The organism is Bradyrhizobium sp. T-1 (genome assembly GCF_053592855.1).
Genome location: NZ_CM132115.1, coordinates 7431885 through 7448086, shown reverse-complemented (window position 1 = coordinate 7448086; position 16202 = coordinate 7431885). Strand labels below are relative to the sequence as shown.

Sequence of the window (16202 nt, the reverse complement as noted above, 5' to 3'; positions counted from 1 at the left end):
CGCGGAAGTCTGGGAAGGATCGTCCGGCAGGACTTGATAATTCTGCCGGCTTTCCGGGTCAGCCGCCATTCGCGCGCGGCGCGTTGTCGGCGACGCGCTTGGTGCTCTCACGTTCGGCCAGCACAGTTGCCTTGGTGTCGACGGTCGGAACTGCCGACATGCCGGGCCGCAGCAGCCCAGTGAGGCTGTGATCATCGAGCACGATCTTCACCGGCACGCGCTGCACGATCTTGGTGAAGTTGCCGGTGGCATTGTCCGGCGGCAGCAGCGCGAATTCAAGTCCGCTCGCCGGCGAAAGGCTGTCGACATGACCATGCAGCGTGCGATTGCGAAAACTGTCGACATGCAGCTCGACCGGCTGACCCGCGCGCACATGCGTGAGCTGGGTCTCCTTGAAGTTCGCGACCACATAGACCGCATCGAGCGGCACCACAGCCATCAATTGCGTGCCGGCCTGCACGAACTGGCCAACGCGCAAGCTGCGGGCGCCGACCGTGCCGTCGACAGGCGCGGTGATCTCGGTATAGGACAGGTTCAGCTCAGCCTGGTCCGCGACGGCGCGAGCGCGATCGAGCTGCGCCGTCGCCTGCGCCCGCTGCGTCGTCAGCACGTCGACCTTGCGCTGCGCCGCCACGAGGCCCGACTTGGCATGCTGCAATTGCGCGTTGCTGGCGCGGAGCGTCGCGTCGGTCTGCTGCGCCCGCTGGATCGTGCCGGAGCCTGACTTCATGAGATCGTCGTAGCGGGCGCGCTCTTCCTGCGCGAATTTCAGATTGGCGTCGGCCGCCGTGACGTCGGCGGTGCTCTGCTCGATGATCGGCTGTTGCAGTTCGAGCTGGGCATCGAGATTGCGAACCGAGGCTTCGGCTGCGGCGACGTCGGCGCGGGCCTGGCCGAGCGCGGCCTTGAAATCGCGGTCGTCGATCCTGGCCAGCACTTGGCCGGCTCTCACCTTCTCGTTGTCACCGACCAGCACCTTTGCGATGTAGCCCGACACTTTTGGGGCGATGATGGTGGAGTCGGCCTTAACATAGGCGTCATCGGTCGATTCCAGATAACGGCCGGTCGTCAGGTAATCGTAGCCAAAGTCGCCCGCGACCGCGACGCCGAGAGCCAGCGCCAGCCCGAGGGCCGCTCGCTTGATCGCCCGACGGGACGGCTTCAGCCTGATTTTATTAGTGGTTTCAGCGGTATAAGTCGCGTTCGACATGGCGCCCTCGGAACTTTCATGCGCCTGCTTCGGACAGTGCGCTCTTGATGCGTGCAAGATGCGTTGTCCCGGCGGTTGTGATAATCCCGGAATTGATGGAAGCATTATCCAGCAATGGCGGATAATCGGAGCCCCAAGCCATGGACCGCTTCACCAGCCTCACGGCCTTCGTCCGCGTGGTCGAAAACGGTGGTTTCTCCGCCGCCGCCCGCCGTCTGAACATGTCGACGACCATGGTGAGCAACCACGTCCAGGCGCTGGAGGACAGGCTCGGCGTCCGGCTGCTCAACCGCACCACGCGAAAGGTGAGCCTCACCGAAATCGGCAAGGCCTATTACGACCGCTCGACCCAGATCCTCGCCGATCTCGAACAGGCCGACGACATCGCCGGCGCGCTGCAATCGGCGCCGCGCGGCACGCTGCGCATCCACACCGCCACCCATATGGTTCCGTTCGTCGCGCCTGTGATGATCGAATTCCTCGCGACCTATCCGGAGGTCAAGGTCGACCTGCGCATGGGCGAGACCAATGTCGACCTGATCGAAGAAGGTTTTGATCTCGCCTTGCGCATGGTCGCACCGCCCGACTCCAGCCTGATCGTGCGGAGCCTTGCGACCTGGCGGCACGTGCTGTGCTGCTCGCATTCCTATATCGAGGCGCATGGACGCGTGCAGACGCTTGAAGAACTTGCCGGACACAATTGCGTGCGCCACATCAACTACCCCTTCGACGAATGGCGCTTCTTCGATCGCAAGGGCACGCCCGCCTTGGTGCGTGTCTCGGGCAATCTCATCACCAATAGCGGCGAAGCCCTGCGGGAGGCGGCATTGCAAGGAGCAGGCGTCAGTCTGGCGGCCGGATTTTTGGTCGGCGACGATCTCGATGCCGGCCGGCTGGTGCGCCTCTTGCCGGAATATCGGCCGGTCGAGATGTCGATGAACGCGGTCTATCCGCATCGTCATCATCTGTCGGCGAAGGTCAGGACTTTCATCGACATGCTCGTGCATCACAGCGCCGAGCAGCAGAAGCTGATCAATCCGTATTCGTGAGATCAGCCGACGGTGTCGCAGCAACCATCAGGGAGCCACCCGAACACCTCGGTGACGTCACGTCAACCGGTGGCGCGCATCTTTGCCGGCGCAGATGCCGTCAGACCGGCGAGCAGCCGCTCGACTTGGGATCTCACCTTCGCGATCGCGGCGTCTTTTACCGGGCCGTAGCCGCGGATCTCCATCGGGGCTTTGGCGATGGTGACGAGATCGGAAAGATCAGCCGTGTCGAGCCGATCGAGTATTTGTGCGATCACTCCCTCGTACCAGCCGATCAGCTCGCGCTCAGTGCGCCGTTCGGCGGTATAGCCGAACGGATCGAACGGCGTTCCGCGCAGCCGCTTCAACCTCGCGAGCATGGCCAGTGGCGTCTGGATCCACTGGCCGAAGGCGCGCTTGCGCGGCCGGCCGCGCGCGTCGTGGCTGGACGGCAGGAATGGTGGCGCCAGATGATATTTGATGCTGAAGCCGTCTTCGAATTCCCGCTTCAGTTCGTCGAGGAAACCACTCTGCATGTGCAGGCGCGCAACCTCGTATTCGTCCTTGTAGGCCATCAGCTTGAACAGTGTGCGCGCGACGGTTTCGGTCAGCGCCTCGCTGTCGAGGACGGCTTCGGCATCGCGGACTGTTGCGACGAGCGCCCGATAGCGCGCCGCGTAGGCTTCGTCTTGGTAGGCCGTGAGGAAATCCGCACGCCGGGCGATGAGCTGGTCGAATGTCTCGGCGTTTGGCGCCGCCTCCGTCTTTGGTAAGAAGTCAGGATCGGCAGCGGAGATCCGGCCCCAGGCAAAAGCCTGCTTGTTGCGCTCGACCGCGACGCCGTTCAGCTCGATCGCGCGCAGCAGCGCTTGCAGCGAGATCGGCACCAGCCCGCGCTGCCAGGCAAAGCCTAGCATGATGATGTTGGCATAGACGGCGTCGCCGAGCAGGCGTTCGGCCAGCACATTCGCGTTCATCGTGTCGATATTGCCGTCGCCGATGACCTGCCGGATTGCGCGCAGGCGGGCAGGCGAAGCGAGGTCGGCGTCGCGGAAGCGGACGACGTCGCCCGTCGGCATCTCCGCGGTATTGATTGCGGCGCGCGTGCCGCGGCGATAGGTACCCGACGCCTTTGGTGAGGAACTGACGACGAGGTCGCAGCCGATCAGCGCGTCGGCCGCCCCCTGGTCGATGCGGACCTGATGCAGCGCCTCAGGGCTCTCGGCCAGGCGGATGTAGCTCAGCACGGGGCCGAACTTCTGTGCAAAGCCGGTAAAGTCCAGCACCGAGACGCCGCGGCGTTCCAGATGCGCGGCCATGCCGATCAGCGCGCCGACCGTGATTACGCCGGTGCCGCCGACGCCGGTCACGAGCAGGTCGTAGGGCCGATCGAGCGTTGCAGGGGCGGGGAGCGGAAGCGTGGCGGCACGGCCGATCGCGTCGATTTCGCTTGCGCTCTTCCTTCGGCGCGTCGCGCCTTCGACGGTGACGAAGCTCGGGCAGAACCCGTTGAGGCAGGAAAAGTCCTTGTTGCAGGCCGAGAGATTGATCTGGCGCTTGCGGCCGAACGGCGTCTCCTTCGGTTCGACGCTAAGGCAATTGGACTCGACCGAGCAGTCGCCGCAGCCTTCGCAGACGAGGTCGTTGATGTAGGCAAAGCGTTTGGGATCGGTCATCTGTCCGCGCTTGCGCCGACGCCGTTTCTCCGTCGCACAAGTCTGCTGATAGATGAGCACCGAGACGCCGGAGACGTCGCGCAGCTCGCGCTGCACGGCGTCCATTTCCTCGCGCGGATGGATGGTGACGCCGCCGGGCAGGTCGGCAGGTGAGAATTGTTCGGGATCATCAGACACCAGCGCGATGCGGGTCACGCCCTCGGCGCGGACACTGTGCGCAATGGCCTGCACGCTCACGGGACCGTCGACCGGCTGGCCGCCGGTCATGGCGACGGCGTCGTTGAACAGGATCTTGTAGGTGATGTTGGCTTTGGCCGCGATCGCCTGCCGGATCGCCATCGAGCCGGAATGGTAGTAGGTGCCTTCGCCCAGATTCTGGAACACGTGCTTGTGGCCGGTAAAGCGTGACGACGCCGCCCAATTGACGCCTTCGCCGCCCATCTGGATCAGCGAGGACGTCTCGCGGTCCATCCAACTCGCCATGAAATGGCAGCCGATCCCGGCCAGCGCCTTCGATCCCTCCGGGACCTTTGTCGAGGTGTTGTGCGGGCAGCCGGAGCAGAAATAAGGCGTGCGCGTCGCGCCTGACACGTTGATCGTGCGCGCGGCTTCGGGCAGCAGCGCGGCCGCGCGTGCGGCAAGATTGAGCCCCGGAAACAGCGGATCGAGCCGCCGTGCCAACACGGACGCCAACCCTCGCGGCGACAATTCACCGGTCCAGGAGATCAGCCGCGCCCCTCGTTCGTCGTGCTTGCCGACCATGCGTTCGGGCTTGGTGCCGGGATAGTCGTAGAAATACTCCTTGAACTGGCTCTCGATGATGCCGCGCTTCTCCTCGACCACGAGGATCTCACGCTTGCCCTTCACGAAATCCATGGCGTCGTGCAGCGCCAACGGCCAGACCATGCCGACCTTGTAGATGTCGATGCCGATGTTGCGGCAGGCGGCTTCATCGAGGCCCATCAGCCGCAATGCTTCTATCAGGTCAAGATGCGCCTTGCCGGTGGTGACGATGCCGTAGGTCGCGTTGGCAATGTCGTAGATGTGGCGATCGATCGGATTGGCCTTTGCAAAGGCGTAGACCGCGTGCTTCTTCGCCTCCAGCCGCTCCTCGATCTGCGGACCCGGCAGATCGGGCCAGCGGTAGTGCAGGCCCCCCGGCGGCGGCGTGAAGTCGGGCATGCGGAAGCTGCGTGATGGGCGCAGCGCGACGGAGGCGCCGGACTCGACGATCTCCGAGATCGCCTTGAAGCCGACCCACATGCCGGAGAAGCGGCTCAGCGCGTAGCCATACTCGCCGAATTCGAGATATTCGCCGACGCTTGCGGGATGCAGCGTCGGCATGAACCAGCTCATGAAGGCGACGTCGGACTGGTGCGGCATCGATGACGACACGCAGCCATGGTCGTCGCCGGCGACCACGAGCACGCCGCCATGCGGCGAGGCGCCATAGGCATTGCCATGCTTGAGCGCATCGCCGGAGCGGTCGATGCCGGGCCCTTTGCCGTACCAGAGGCCAAACACGCCTTCGACCTCGCGATCGGCTTGCGTCTCGACCTGCTGCGAGCCGAGCACGGCGGTGGCCGCGAGGTCTTCGTTCACTGCCGGAAGGAATTCGATGTGGTCCCGCGCGAGACGTTCCTGAATACGCCACAGCTCGAGATCGATGCCGCCGAGTGGCGAGCCGCGATAGCCGGAGATGAAGCCCGCGGTGTTGAGGCCGCTCGCACGATCGCGCCGCGCCTGGTCGAGCGCGATGCGGACAATCGCCTGCGTTCCCGTGAGGAAGACGCGGCCCTCTTCGCGCTCGTAGCGGTCGGAGAGCTCGTAGGCGTCGAGTGACGGAATGGCGTCCATGGCGGACCTCGCGCGGCATCCTGCCGAATAGGCGAAGGGTAGGCCCGGAGGGCTGGTAGGTCTTACCTATTTATCCCGGTAGGAGGGGCAATTCGGTAGGATTTTGCAGAGAGAGGTAAAATTTGGTAGAATCTATCGTATTGGAGGCTTTCAATGATTGAAGATCAGGACACACGGATTCTCAGCCATTTGCAGAAGGACGGCCGCGCCACCAACCAGCAGCTGGCCGACGAGGTCGGCATGTCGACCTCCGCCTGCTGGCGCCGGGTGCGTGCGCTCGAGGACAGTGGCGTCATCCGCGGCTACGCGGCGCTGGTCGCGCGCGAGCAGGCGGGCTTTGCGATGTCCGCCATCCTCCATGTCTCGCTGGAGCGGCACGACGCCAAATTCGTCGACGAGTTCGTCTCGCGCGTCACCACGCGCCGCGAGGTGCTGGAGTGTTTTGCGACCACGGGCGATGCCGATTATCACCTGCGCGTCGTCGTGCAGGACATGGCCGCCTATAACCGCTTCCTCGACGAGTTCATGTTCCGCATTCCCGGTATCCGCTACGTTCGCAGCAATGTGGTGCTGAAGGAAATCAAGACCGGCGTGGCACTGCCGTTTTGAGATACGGGAAGTGCTGTAGGATGGGCAAAGGCGCGTAGCGCCGTGCCCACGATCCATCAATGATGGCGACAGATCGTGGGCACGCTTCCGCCTTCGCCCTGCGAGCTACGGCGGACAAGTCGCTTTGCCACCCGAGGACACCGAGCCGGCGGGATGCAGCGCAGGCCCGCTTGTCGCGTCACGATCTCTGTGCTTCCGATCCGGGCCTCAGCAGAAGCATGAAGACAAGGACGTGGCTGACCAGCAGCAGCGGCACGTAAAGGGCCGGGATATAAATGCCGGCGCCGAACAGGCCGGGATTCTGAATCTTTGTCGCGCCGACGTAATACGCATTCAGGAGATCGAGCGTACCCCAGACGTTGAAGATCCAGACCGTCGGAACGGCGATCGACCATCGCCGGGAGAGCGCCGCCATTGAGATGAGCGCGAGAGTGGCGGCGATGACGTCTCCCCATCCGACCGCGCTGGCGAAATCCGGGCTCAACTCCGGGGAGACGAACCCCGCGACCATGAAGTTCATACCCAGGAAACGGAACGCATGGAAGGCTGCGAGAAGTCTCAGCGCATCATGGCGCGGCATCGCACGGACAAAGGGCCAAACGTAGATGGAGGCCACCACCGCGCTTGTCAGCAAGGCGCCGGCAACACTGAGGACGAATGGAAGGTTGAAGCCCGGTGGCACGTTCGGATCTCCGTGTAATTGTGCGTCAGGTCGGGGGGCGAGGCAGCGGCCGGTCATGGTTTCGCCATGAGCAGACGAAGTGGCATGAGCGGACCGACCGCGATGTATTCGTGGTCGATCAGATCCTGCCTGGCGAGCGGCAGTGCATCCATGATCGCGTGCGCTTCGGCATCATCCCTCGCATCGAGCAGAAAGACAGCGCCGCGTCCGTCTGATCGCGAATACCATTCACGGATTTTTCCAGCGAGATAGAGCTGGACGGTCTGCCTGATTTCATCAGGCATGACAGCCATGATCTGCTCGCGTGTAATGCCCGCCTTGACGGTGAGGATGACCATCACTCCGGTGGTCGTGGGCGACAGCGCTTGTGCTTGTGCTTGGGCAGCGAATGGTTCGGTCATGGCGGTAACACCTGTCAATGTGAGGGCGAGTGTCAGAACGGCGTTGCGGATTGCCTTCATCGGTTTCGCTTCTCCGGTGCGGCTCGTGTGCAGTTCGGATGTAGGTCGTCTTTCCACGAGCGACTATTCGCGATAATGTTGACAGGCTATGAAGCAGAACTTCACAGTCAGGCAGGGAGCGCTCGACGGTGTCGAGGCGTTTCTCAGCGTCGCTCAGCACCGCAGCTTCCGGCGGGCGGCCGCTGAACTTGGAGTCACGCCCTCGGCGATCAGTCAGGCGGTCCGCGCACTCGAAGCGCGTGTCGGGGCTGCGCTCTTCATCCGCACCACCCGTAGCGTTGGTCTGACGGAAGCTGGCGAGAGATTTTTTGCGCGCGCAAGACCGGCCTTTGAGGAGCTCGTCGCAGCAAGCGGCGCTGCGCGCGAGCTCGGTCAGCGGCCGGCCGGGCTGCTGCGCCTGACCGTCCCGCGCTCCGTCGTTCCGATCCTGCTCGAGCCGCTGATCGCCTCGTTCTGCCGGGCCTATCCGGAGATCGAGGTCGAGCTTGCCGCAACGGAGGAACTTGTCGATCTCGCGGCCGGCGGCTTTGATGCCGGCATCAGAATGGGCCAGTTCATCACCCCCGACATGATTGCGGTGCGGTTGACCAAGCCGCTACCGCTCATCGTCGTCGGCAGTCCCGCTTACCTTGACCGGGCCGGCCGGCCCGAGCATCCGGACGATCTGCGCGCCCACGCCTGCTTGCGATTGCGGCGCTCGAACGGCGCGCTTGCATCATGGATGCTTACGGATAACGGCCGTTCGATCGAGATTGCGGTGTCGGGCCCGTTCATTGCCTACGATTTTCCGACGATGCTGGGAGCCGCGATCGAAGGTGTCGGTCTTGCGCAAGTGCCCGCACCATTGGCTACCGGCGCCATCGCGGCGGGAAAGCTCGTCCGTGTGCTGGAGCAATTTTCGCAGATGACCCCGGGTGTGTTTCTCTACTATCCCAGCCATCGGCAGATCATGCCGAAGCTGCGCGCCTTCATCGACCATGTGAAGAGCCGGTCGGCCGGCTCGAGCTGACCGACTGCCCCTCCCGCACAAACCTGTTCCGCAATGTTCCGACGCCGGTAATCTCAATCTCCACGACGTCGCCGTGCCTGATGTCGGGTGACGCCCCGTCCGTGCCCATCCAGATCACGTCGCCCGGCCACAGCGTAAAGTACTTGGTCAGCTCGACCAGGAACGGCACCACGCCAAAGATCATGTCGCCGGTAGCGAAGCGGTTGGTCTCCCTGCCGTTCACCCGCACGATGGTTTCCATCCTGGTGAGATCGGCCTCGGTCTCGATCCACGGGCCCATCGGCTTGAATGTGTCCGCGTTCTTCGAGCGCCACAGGCTGCGATCGACCTTCTGCCAGGAGCGCTCGCTGACGTCGTTGCCGATGGTGTAGCCGAACACGCAGTCCATCGCGTTCGCTGCGGTGAGGTGCTTCACCTTCTTGCCGATGACGACGACGAACTCGCCCTCGTAGTGGATTTTCTCGGTTGCGAAGGACGGCATCACGACATCCTCGTCATGCGCGATCAGCGCATTCTGGGCGCGGTAGCCGATCTCGGGCCTGTCAGGCACGGCCGGCACCTCGCCGCGCTTGTCGGCGGCTTCCTTCAGGTGCTTCAGGTAGTTCAGGCCGACGCAATAGAAGGTGCGCGGGATCAACGGCAGCTCGATCTTGACCTGGGCCAGCGGATGCATGCGCGGGGTTCGCCGCCATTCGCTGAAGGGGGCGCCGTCGACCGCGATCACCTGGTCGCCTTCGACGAGGCCCCAGGAGGTTTTGCCGGAGGCGGTGAATTTCAGCCAGCGCATGGTCTGTCCTCGTTGCTATTCCGCGGCGTCGCGCGGCTGCACCTTCCATGCACCGGCGGCAGGTCGGCTCAAGCCGAGATTGTCCCGCAGCGTCTTGCCGCGATAGTCTCTCTGGAACAGCCCACGCCGCTGCAGTTCCGGCACGACATGCTGCACGAAATCGGCGTAGGAGCCCGGCACGTAAGTCGCGGCGATGACAAAGCCGTCGCAGCCGCGCTCGACGAACATTTCCTCCAGCTTGTCCGCAATTTCCTTGGGCCCGCCGACCATGGCGTCGTGCACCTGGCCGCGGCCGGAGAAGGTGACGAAGTCGCGCGCGCTCGGATTGCTGTTGCCTGAAGTCTTCAGCACGCCGTCGCGGATGCCGAGAATGCCCTGCATGCTCTTCAGTTCGTCCGTCGTCAGCGGTTCGTCGAGATCCTTGGACGCGAAGTCGTAATTGAGTGCCTCGGCGAGCAATGACAGCGCGTCGATTTCGAGCGGAAGCTTGTTGATCAGGGCCATCTTGTCCTCGGCTTCCGCCTTCGTCGCGGCGCAGACCGGCGTCGTCAGATTGCACAGAAACATCTGTTCGGGATCGCGGCCGGCCTTTGCGGCCTCGTTGCGCACGGCCGCATAGCCCTCTTTGGCCGCGGCGAGGTTGCGCGCGGCGGTGAAGATGACCTCGCCCCATCGGCCCGCAAAGCGCTGGCCGCGGCCGGATGCGCCGGCCTGGATGATGACGGGGTGGCCCTGCTCCGAGCGCGGCACGGTGAACGGGCCGCGCGACTTGAAGGACGGCCCGTTGTGATCGAGCCGCTTCACCTTGGCCGGATCGGCAAAGCGCCCGCTCTTTTTGTCCATGATGAGCGCGCCGTCTTCCCAGGTGTCCCAATGGCCGAGCACGACCTCCATGAACTCGTCGGCCTTGTCGTAGCGGGAATCATGTTCGGGGTGGGAGTCGCGCCCCATGTTGAGCGCCTCGCCGTCGTTGAGCGATGTCACGACGTTCCAGCCCGCACGCCCGCCCGACATCAGGTCGAGCGTCGCGAAGCGGCGGGCGACATCGAAGGGCTCGTAATAGGTGGTCGAGCAGGTTGCGCCGAGGCCAAGCTTGTCGGTGACCATGCCCATCGTGGTCAGCACGATCAGCGGATCCATCTTCACGCAGCGGATGCCGTATTCGACGGTGTGGGCATGGTCGTTGCCGTAGCGGTCCGGCATCGCGAGGCGATCGTCGAAGAAGGCCATGTGGAATTTGCCGGCTTCGAGGATTTTCGCGATCTCCTGGTAATAGTCCGCCGACATCGAATCGCTGCGCGAGTCCGGATGCCGCCAGGAGCTAGGCAAGTTCGTGCAGTTCTGCGCCTGAAGGAAGCCGACCAGGACCATCTGCCGATTCATGCTGCTGTTCTCCGGATTGCCTCAGCTCAGATCGAGGACGGTGTCGAGCCTGTATTCGCGCGCCAGTGCGCGCAGCTTCTCCCAGGTCGCATCCTCGACCTCGATGCCGTCGCGCAGGCGCTGTCGCTCGCGCACGCCCTCGATCTCGCCGGGATAGTAGACGCCTTTGCTGCCCTCCGAGGGCGGCGTCGATTTCAGGTACTGCGCGAACTCCGCGACCTCGCGCTTGAACTCCTTCAGCGGACGGAATGCGGCGACGTTGAACACCGCCATGAAGCATCCGTCATTGTGCCGCCCTGTCGGCTCGACGCCGAAGCCGAGACCGGTGAGCAGGCCGCAGAGCACCTCGACCATGGCGGCGAGACCGCTGCCCTTGTAGCCCTCGGTGCCGCCGAGCGGCAGCAGCGCGCCGCCCTTGCGATATTGAGTGGGATCGGTGGTGTGCCGCCCGCCGGCGTCGATGATCCACCCCGTCGGAATCTCCTCGCCGCGAGCGACCGCGAGCTGGATCTTGCCGGCCGCGACCGCCGAGGTCGCCATGTCCAGGTAGAACGGCGCCTCGAGATCCGACGGCACCGCGATCGAGATCGGGTTGGTGCCGAGCCGCGCCTCCTTGCCGCCGAACGGCGCGACGTGCTTCGGCGACCGGCCGGAATCCGCGGTGGCAATCCCGATCATGCCTTCGCGCATCGCCATCAGCGGATAGGCGGCGAGGCGGCCGACATGGCTCTGCCGGAACACGGTGCAGGCGGCGACGTTTGCCGTCCTGGCCTTTTCGATCGTCAGCGCCATCGCCTTGGCGTTGACGTGGAAGCCAAAACCCCAATGGCCGTCGATCACGGTCGTGGTCGGCGATTCCTGGACGATGGTCCATTTGGCGCCGGGGACGATGTGCCCGGCCTTGATACGGTCGATATAGGTCGGAACCGCGATGACGCCGTGGGAGTCATGGCCGGCGAGATTGGCGTTGACGCAGCCGACCGCGACGGCGTCGGCTTCTTCCTCGGAGGCGCCGGCCGCGCGGAGCAGCGCAGCGCTGACGAGCGTAAGGCGATCGGCCTTGACGATGGGCATGGCGTTCCCTCGGCTGGTGCCCTTAGCGGGCCGCTTGTTGCAAGCCATCTTGCAAGCCATCGTCTCAAAGCGGAGCTGCGATATCAATCTCCCGTAAACCAGTACAGGGCTGCAAATTCGTAAAGAGAGCACGCCTTTCGTCGCAGAGTCCTCCCGCGCGGCGGTATTCCCGGAAGTTTTGCACCCGGCGTTCGCAGCTCGTTCACTTTGATCGAGGGTTTGCAGCGCGCAATAACGACCACTTAGGCGATCCCCGTTCATAAACTGGCCTGGGAGAAAATGGCAGAGATGCCTGGGAGCTGAGATCGTGCCGACGACACTCGCGCGCACCTTTGCGGCGTTGAGCGCCATCAATGAAGCGATCCTCTACGCGAAATCGCCTGACGAGCTGTACCAGATGGTCTGCGACGCCGGGTTTTCGAGTGGGGACTTCATGGCCGTCGCCGTGTTCCTGGTGGAGCCGGATGGCCGTCACTTGCGCTTTGCCGCGGGACGCGGTGATGACGTGGCGCGCCTGCGCGCGCTCAAGATCACGACCGAAGCTGACGCGCCCGAGGGCTCGGGCGTCGGCGGCGAAGCATTTCGCAGCCAGAAGCTCTGCATCAGCAATGACTATCTGAACGATCCGCGCTCGCTGGCATGGCGAGAGGGCGCAGCCAGGGCGAACATCGGCGCCGCGGCGGCGCTGCCGCTTCTCTGCAACGGCAAGAGCGTCGGTGTGCTGTTCGTGACCCGCAGCGAGGCCGGCTCGCTGAGCGATCAGATGGTATCGCTGTTCGAGCGCATGTCGGCCAACATTTCCTATGCGCTGGAGAACTTCTCGCGCGAGACTGCGCGGCAGGCCAGCGAGCGGGCAACGCGGCGGCTCAACCGCATGTTCGGCGCGCTCAGCGCGACCAATGAAGCCATCCTGCGTGCCAAAACCGAGCGGGAGCTGTACCAGCTCGTGTGCGACGCTTCGGTGCATGGCGGCAAGTCGATCGCGACCTTCGTTCTGCTCAAGGAGCAGGACTCGCATTGGCTGAAGCCTGTTGCTGGCACCGGCGAGAACGTGGAGATCGTCGCCCAGACCCGCTACTCCACCGATCCCGAAAATCCCTACGGTCGCGGAATTTCCGGCGAAGTATTTCGCACGCAGAGGCCCCAGGTCGAACGCGATCTCGCGCGCCGAACCAAGGGAACACCCTGGGAGCAGACCAACATCAATACGGGCGTTGCTGCAGTTATCGCCTCGCCCCTGATCAAGCGCGGCCAAAGCATCGGCGTGATTCTGTCCTTTCTCAGCCAATCCTGGGCCAGGGACGAGGAAATCGTCGCGTTGATGCTGCGCATCGCCGAGAACGTCTGCTTTGCGATCGACAATTTCGGCCGTGAAGCCGAGAAGGCCCGGATCGCCGAGGAAGAGGACCGCCTCTCGCGCATGTATGCGGCGCTCAGCGCCACCAACGAGGCGATCCTGCGCGCGCATTCGCGGGCCGAGCTGTTCGACCTCGTCTGCGCAGCGACGGCGAAGGGCGCCAAGTTCACCTCGGCCACCATTGCGCTGGTCGATCACCAGGCCGAGCTGCTCCGCGTCGTCGCTTGCTACGGACCGAACGCGGACACCGTCCGCGGCTTCAAATTGTCCACCTCCGACGAGGTGCCCGAGGGGCGCGGGTTGACGGGGACGGCCTTCCGCACGCGCCAGCCTTGCATCAGCAACGACGTGATGTCCGACGAGCGAACCAAGCCCTGGCAAGACAATGCCCGCCGCAACGGCATCGGATCCTCGGCGGCACTGCCGCTGTTCAACGGCGACCGTGTCGAGGGTGTATTTCTGTTCAACTCGCCGCAGCGCGGCACGTTCACGCCGGAATTCGTCGAGTTGCTTCAACGGCTCCAGGCCAACGTCGCTTTCGCGCTCGAGAATTTCGACCGCGCGGACGAGAAGGCGAAAGCCGAGATGCAGCGCAATCGTCTGCGCGGCATGCTGGAGGCGCTCAGCGCGACCAACGAAGCCATCATGCGCGTGAAGACCCGCACCGAACTGTTCGAAGCCGTGTGCGACGCGGCCGTTCTCGGCGGCACCTTCTCGTCGGCCACGATCGCAATGGTCGATCCGACGGGACGCCATCTCGACATCGCCGTCACCAAGGGCGAATGCCGCCATCATGCCGAGCAATGGCGTTTTGCGACGTCCGCCGATGAGGTTGAAGGGCGCGGACTGGCCGGCACCGCCTTCCGTACCAAGGCGCCTTGCGTCGCGAACGAGCTTCTCACGGACGTTCGGGCGGCGCACTGGCGCCGAATCGCGCGTGACCAGGGCACGAAATCCGGCGGCGGCTTTCCGCTGACGAAGAACGGCACCGATGCCATCGGCGTCCTGCTGTTCCTCTCGCCGGACGAAGGCACGTTCACGCCCGATCTCATCCAGCTGCTGGGGCGCCTAGCGGAGAACGTCTCCTTTGCGCTCGACAATTTCGACCGGGCCGAGGAGCGGGCGCGGGCCGAGGCGCAGAAGGAGCGCCTGGCGCGGATGTTCGCGGCCCTGAGTGCTACCAACGAAGCGATCGTGCGTGCCAAGTCGCGCACCGAGCTGTTCGAGCTGGTGTGTCAGGCCGCGTCCACCGGCGGCAAGTTCACCTCGACGACCATTGCCCTGGCCAGGGCCGACAGCGATCAGCTCGAGATCGTCGCGAGCGCGGGACCATCAGCCGAGACCACGCGAAACGTCCGTCTCTCCATCGACGCCGACCGGCCCGAAGGCCGCGGCATGAGCGGCACGGCATTCCGCACCCGGCAGCCCTGTGTCAGCAACGACTATGTCAACGACAGCCGCGTGACCGCATTCCAGGCCGTCGTCCGCAGCGACGGCGCGCGTTCCGGCGCGGCATTCCCGCTGATCACGCACGATCAGTCCGTCGGCGTCATGATCTACATGTCCACCGAGCTCGACACCTTCACCGGGGAGTTCGTCGAGCTGTTGCGGCGCCTTGCGGACAACGTCTCGTTTGCGATGGAGAATTTCGATCGCGCCGACGAGAAGAACAAGGCCGACGAGCGGATCGAGTATCTCGCGTCGCACGACAGCCTGACCAACCTGCCGAACCGCGAGACCTTCAACAGCCTGCTGCGCCAGGCGATCGGCACCGCACAGCGCGGCGATCACAGCTTTGCCGTCCTGTTCATCGATCTCGACCGCTTCAAGGTCATCAACGATTCGCTGGGCCACGAGGCGGGCGATCTGCTGCTGCTCGAGGTCGCCGCGCGCCTGCGCAATGCGCTGCGCGCAAGCGACGTGGTGGCGCGTCTCGGCGGCGACGAGTTCGTCGTGATCCTCGACCAGTGCGGCGAGATCGACGACGTCCAGCGCATCGCCACCGGACTGCTGACGGCGCTCGCCGAGCCCATGGAGCTCGCCGGCCACGAGTGCCATACCACGGCCTCGATCGGCATTGCGATGTATCCGGCCAACGGCGCCGACGCCCAGACGCTCACCAAGAATGCCGACATGGCGATGTATCTCGCCAAGGAAGACGGCAAGAACGGCTATCGCTTCTTCTCCAAGGAAGTGAAGACGCAGTCGATCGAGCGTTTGTCGTTGGAAAGCGCGCTGCGTCGGGCGCTCGAACGCGAGCAGTTCTCGCTGAACTACCAGCCCAAGGTCGACATGGAGACCGGCCAGATCACCGGTGTGGAGGCGCTGCTGCGCTGGAGCCATCCCGATCTCGGCAACGTCTCGCCGGCGCAATTCATTCCACTGGCGGAAGAGACCGGCCTGATCGTGCCGATCGGCCGCTGGGTGTTGAACGAGGCCTGCGCGCAGGCCATGGCCTGGCAGCGTCGTGGCCTGCTGCCGTTGTCGATGGCGGTGAACCTGTCACCGCGGCAATTTGCCGACGAGCATCTGCTGCAGGACGTCGACGAGGCCTTGGCGGCCTCCGGCATGTCGCCGGTGCTGCTCCAGCTCGAAGTCACCGAGAGCATGATGATGCGCAATGTCGGTCGCGCGCTGAAGGTGCTCGACGCGATTCAGAGCCGCGGCATTCGGCTCGCCATCGACGATTTCGGCACCGGCTATTCGTCGATGTCGCTGATGAAGCATTTCCCGATCGACACCATCAAGATCGACCGCTCCTTCGTGCGTGACCTGCCGCAGGATTCGGAGGACCAGGCGATCGCGCAGGCGATCATCAGCATGGGCAAGGCGCTCGGCATGACTGTGGTCGCCGAGGGCGTCGAGAACGCCGAGCAGGAGACGTTCCTGCGCACCCATGGCTGTGACGAAATGCAGGGCTTCCTGATCGCGAAGCCGCTGCCGGCAAACCAGATGGCCGAACTGCTACGGCCGATGGTCCTGCCCGTCGCGCCGCCGCTGCAGCCGGAGACGGGGCCGGTGGTGGAGGAAACCGCCGCGCCAAAGCGAAAACGCGCTGTCGTCTGACGG

Annotated in this window: 11 protein-coding genes; 4 read left to right on the top strand and 7 right to left on the bottom strand. The window is 64.3% G+C overall.

Features of this window, described 5'->3' with window-relative positions; translation table 11 throughout:
- Nucleotides 1-58 precede the first annotated feature (58 nt).
- Entirely contained in the window at nucleotides 59-1210 is a 1152-nt protein-coding gene (locus ACWAT4_RS35635; protein WP_449729270.1) for an HlyD family secretion protein, read from the bottom strand.
- A gap of 140 nt (nucleotides 1211-1350) precedes the next feature.
- Here ACWAT4_RS35635 and ACWAT4_RS35630 point away from each other — a divergent pair, with 140 nt between their 5' ends.
- Entirely contained in the window at nucleotides 1351-2259 is a 909-nt protein-coding gene (locus ACWAT4_RS35630) for a LysR family transcriptional regulator (protein ID WP_449729269.1), read from the top strand.
- A gap of 62 nt (nucleotides 2260-2321) precedes the next feature.
- On the opposite strand, the gene ACWAT4_RS35625 is transcribed toward ACWAT4_RS35630, so the two are convergent.
- Entirely contained in the window at nucleotides 2322-5771 is a 3450-nt protein-coding gene (locus ACWAT4_RS35625; protein WP_449729268.1) for an indolepyruvate ferredoxin oxidoreductase family protein, read from the bottom strand.
- A gap of 153 nt (nucleotides 5772-5924) precedes the next feature.
- On the opposite strand from ACWAT4_RS35625, the gene ACWAT4_RS35620 reads away from it, so the two are divergent.
- Complete coding sequence (locus ACWAT4_RS35620; protein WP_212445357.1) at nucleotides 5925-6380, top strand: Lrp/AsnC family transcriptional regulator; 456 nt, start codon at nucleotides 5925-5927, stop codon at nucleotides 6378-6380.
- A gap of 178 nt (nucleotides 6381-6558) precedes the next feature.
- On the opposite strand, the gene ACWAT4_RS35615 is transcribed toward ACWAT4_RS35620, so the two are convergent.
- Both ACWAT4_RS35615 and ACWAT4_RS35610 read right to left on the bottom strand, forming a co-directional pair.
- Complete coding sequence (locus ACWAT4_RS35615; protein WP_449729267.1) at nucleotides 6559-7119, bottom strand: hypothetical protein; 561 nt, start codon at nucleotides 7117-7119, stop codon at nucleotides 6559-6561.
- On the bottom strand, nucleotides 7116-7523 hold the full coding sequence (locus ACWAT4_RS35610) for a hypothetical protein (RefSeq protein ID WP_449729266.1): 408 nt from the start codon (nucleotides 7521-7523) through the stop codon (nucleotides 7116-7118). The genes ACWAT4_RS35615 and ACWAT4_RS35610 overlap by 4 nt, the downstream gene beginning before the upstream one ends.
- A gap of 88 nt (nucleotides 7524-7611) precedes the next feature.
- Between ACWAT4_RS35610 and ACWAT4_RS35605 the strand changes: the two genes are divergently transcribed.
- Complete coding sequence (locus ACWAT4_RS35605) at nucleotides 7612-8532, top strand: LysR family transcriptional regulator (protein WP_449729265.1); 921 nt, start codon at nucleotides 7612-7614, stop codon at nucleotides 8530-8532.
- Here ACWAT4_RS35605 and ACWAT4_RS35600 read toward each other — a convergent pair.
- Genes ACWAT4_RS35600 through ACWAT4_RS35590 form a run of 3 tightly spaced genes read right to left on the bottom strand, consistent with a single transcriptional unit; the run spans nucleotide 8492 to nucleotide 11776 of the window.
- The gene (locus tag ACWAT4_RS35600) at nucleotides 8492-9319 is read right to left on the bottom strand and encodes a fumarylacetoacetate hydrolase family protein (protein WP_449729264.1); all 828 of its coding nucleotides are present in this window, start codon (nucleotides 9317-9319) and stop codon (nucleotides 8492-8494) included. The two genes, ACWAT4_RS35605 and ACWAT4_RS35600, sit on opposite strands and share 41 nt — an antisense overlap.
- A gap of 15 nt (nucleotides 9320-9334) precedes the next feature.
- Nucleotides 9335-10702: an LLM class flavin-dependent oxidoreductase gene (locus ACWAT4_RS35595; protein ID WP_449729263.1), complete on the bottom strand. Its 1368-nt coding sequence runs from the start codon at nucleotides 10700-10702 to the stop codon at nucleotides 9335-9337.
- Nucleotides 10703-10723: 21 nt separating this feature from the next.
- Nucleotides 10724-11776: an Ldh family oxidoreductase gene (locus ACWAT4_RS35590; protein WP_212297179.1), complete on the bottom strand. Its 1053-nt coding sequence runs from the start codon at nucleotides 11774-11776 to the stop codon at nucleotides 10724-10726.
- Between the two features lie 307 nt (nucleotides 11777-12083).
- On the opposite strand from ACWAT4_RS35590, the gene ACWAT4_RS35585 reads away from it, so the two are divergent.
- Nucleotides 12084-16199 (top strand): bifunctional diguanylate cyclase/phosphodiesterase, encoded by a 4116-nt coding sequence (locus ACWAT4_RS35585; RefSeq protein WP_449729262.1) that lies wholly within the window; start codon nucleotides 12084-12086, stop codon nucleotides 16197-16199.
- Nucleotides 16200-16202 lie beyond the last annotated feature (3 nt).

What these genes read in the sequence shown, in the direction of transcription:
- ACWAT4_RS35610 (WP_449729266.1), bottom strand. Translation starts at nt 7,523, where the DNA reads ATGAAGGCAATCCGCAACGCCGTTCTGACACTCGCCCTCACATTGACA.
- ACWAT4_RS35635 (WP_449729270.1), bottom strand. Translation starts at nt 1,210, where the DNA reads ATGTCGAACGCGACTTATACCGCTGAAACCACTAATAAAATCAGGCTG.
- ACWAT4_RS35630 (WP_449729269.1), top strand. Translation starts at nt 1,351, where the DNA reads ATGGACCGCTTCACCAGCCTCACGGCCTTCGTCCGCGTGGTCGAAAAC.
- ACWAT4_RS35600 (WP_449729264.1), bottom strand. Translation starts at nt 9,319, where the DNA reads ATGCGCTGGCTGAAATTCACCGCCTCCGGCAAAACCTCCTGGGGCCTC.
- ACWAT4_RS35615 (WP_449729267.1), bottom strand. Translation starts at nt 7,119, where the DNA reads ATGACCGGCCGCTGCCTCGCCCCCCGACCTGACGCACAATTACACGGA.
- ACWAT4_RS35625 (WP_449729268.1), bottom strand. Translation starts at nt 5,771, where the DNA reads ATGGACGCCATTCCGTCACTCGACGCCTACGAGCTCTCCGACCGCTAC.
- ACWAT4_RS35590 (WP_212297179.1), bottom strand. Translation starts at nt 11,776, where the DNA reads ATGCCCATCGTCAAGGCCGATCGCCTTACGCTCGTCAGCGCTGCGCTG.
- ACWAT4_RS35595 (WP_449729263.1), bottom strand. Translation starts at nt 10,702, where the DNA reads ATGAATCGGCAGATGGTCCTGGTCGGCTTCCTTCAGGCGCAGAACTGC.
- ACWAT4_RS35620 (WP_212445357.1), top strand. Translation starts at nt 5,925, where the DNA reads ATGATTGAAGATCAGGACACACGGATTCTCAGCCATTTGCAGAAGGAC.
- ACWAT4_RS35605 (WP_449729265.1), top strand. Translation starts at nt 7,612, where the DNA reads ATGAAGCAGAACTTCACAGTCAGGCAGGGAGCGCTCGACGGTGTCGAG.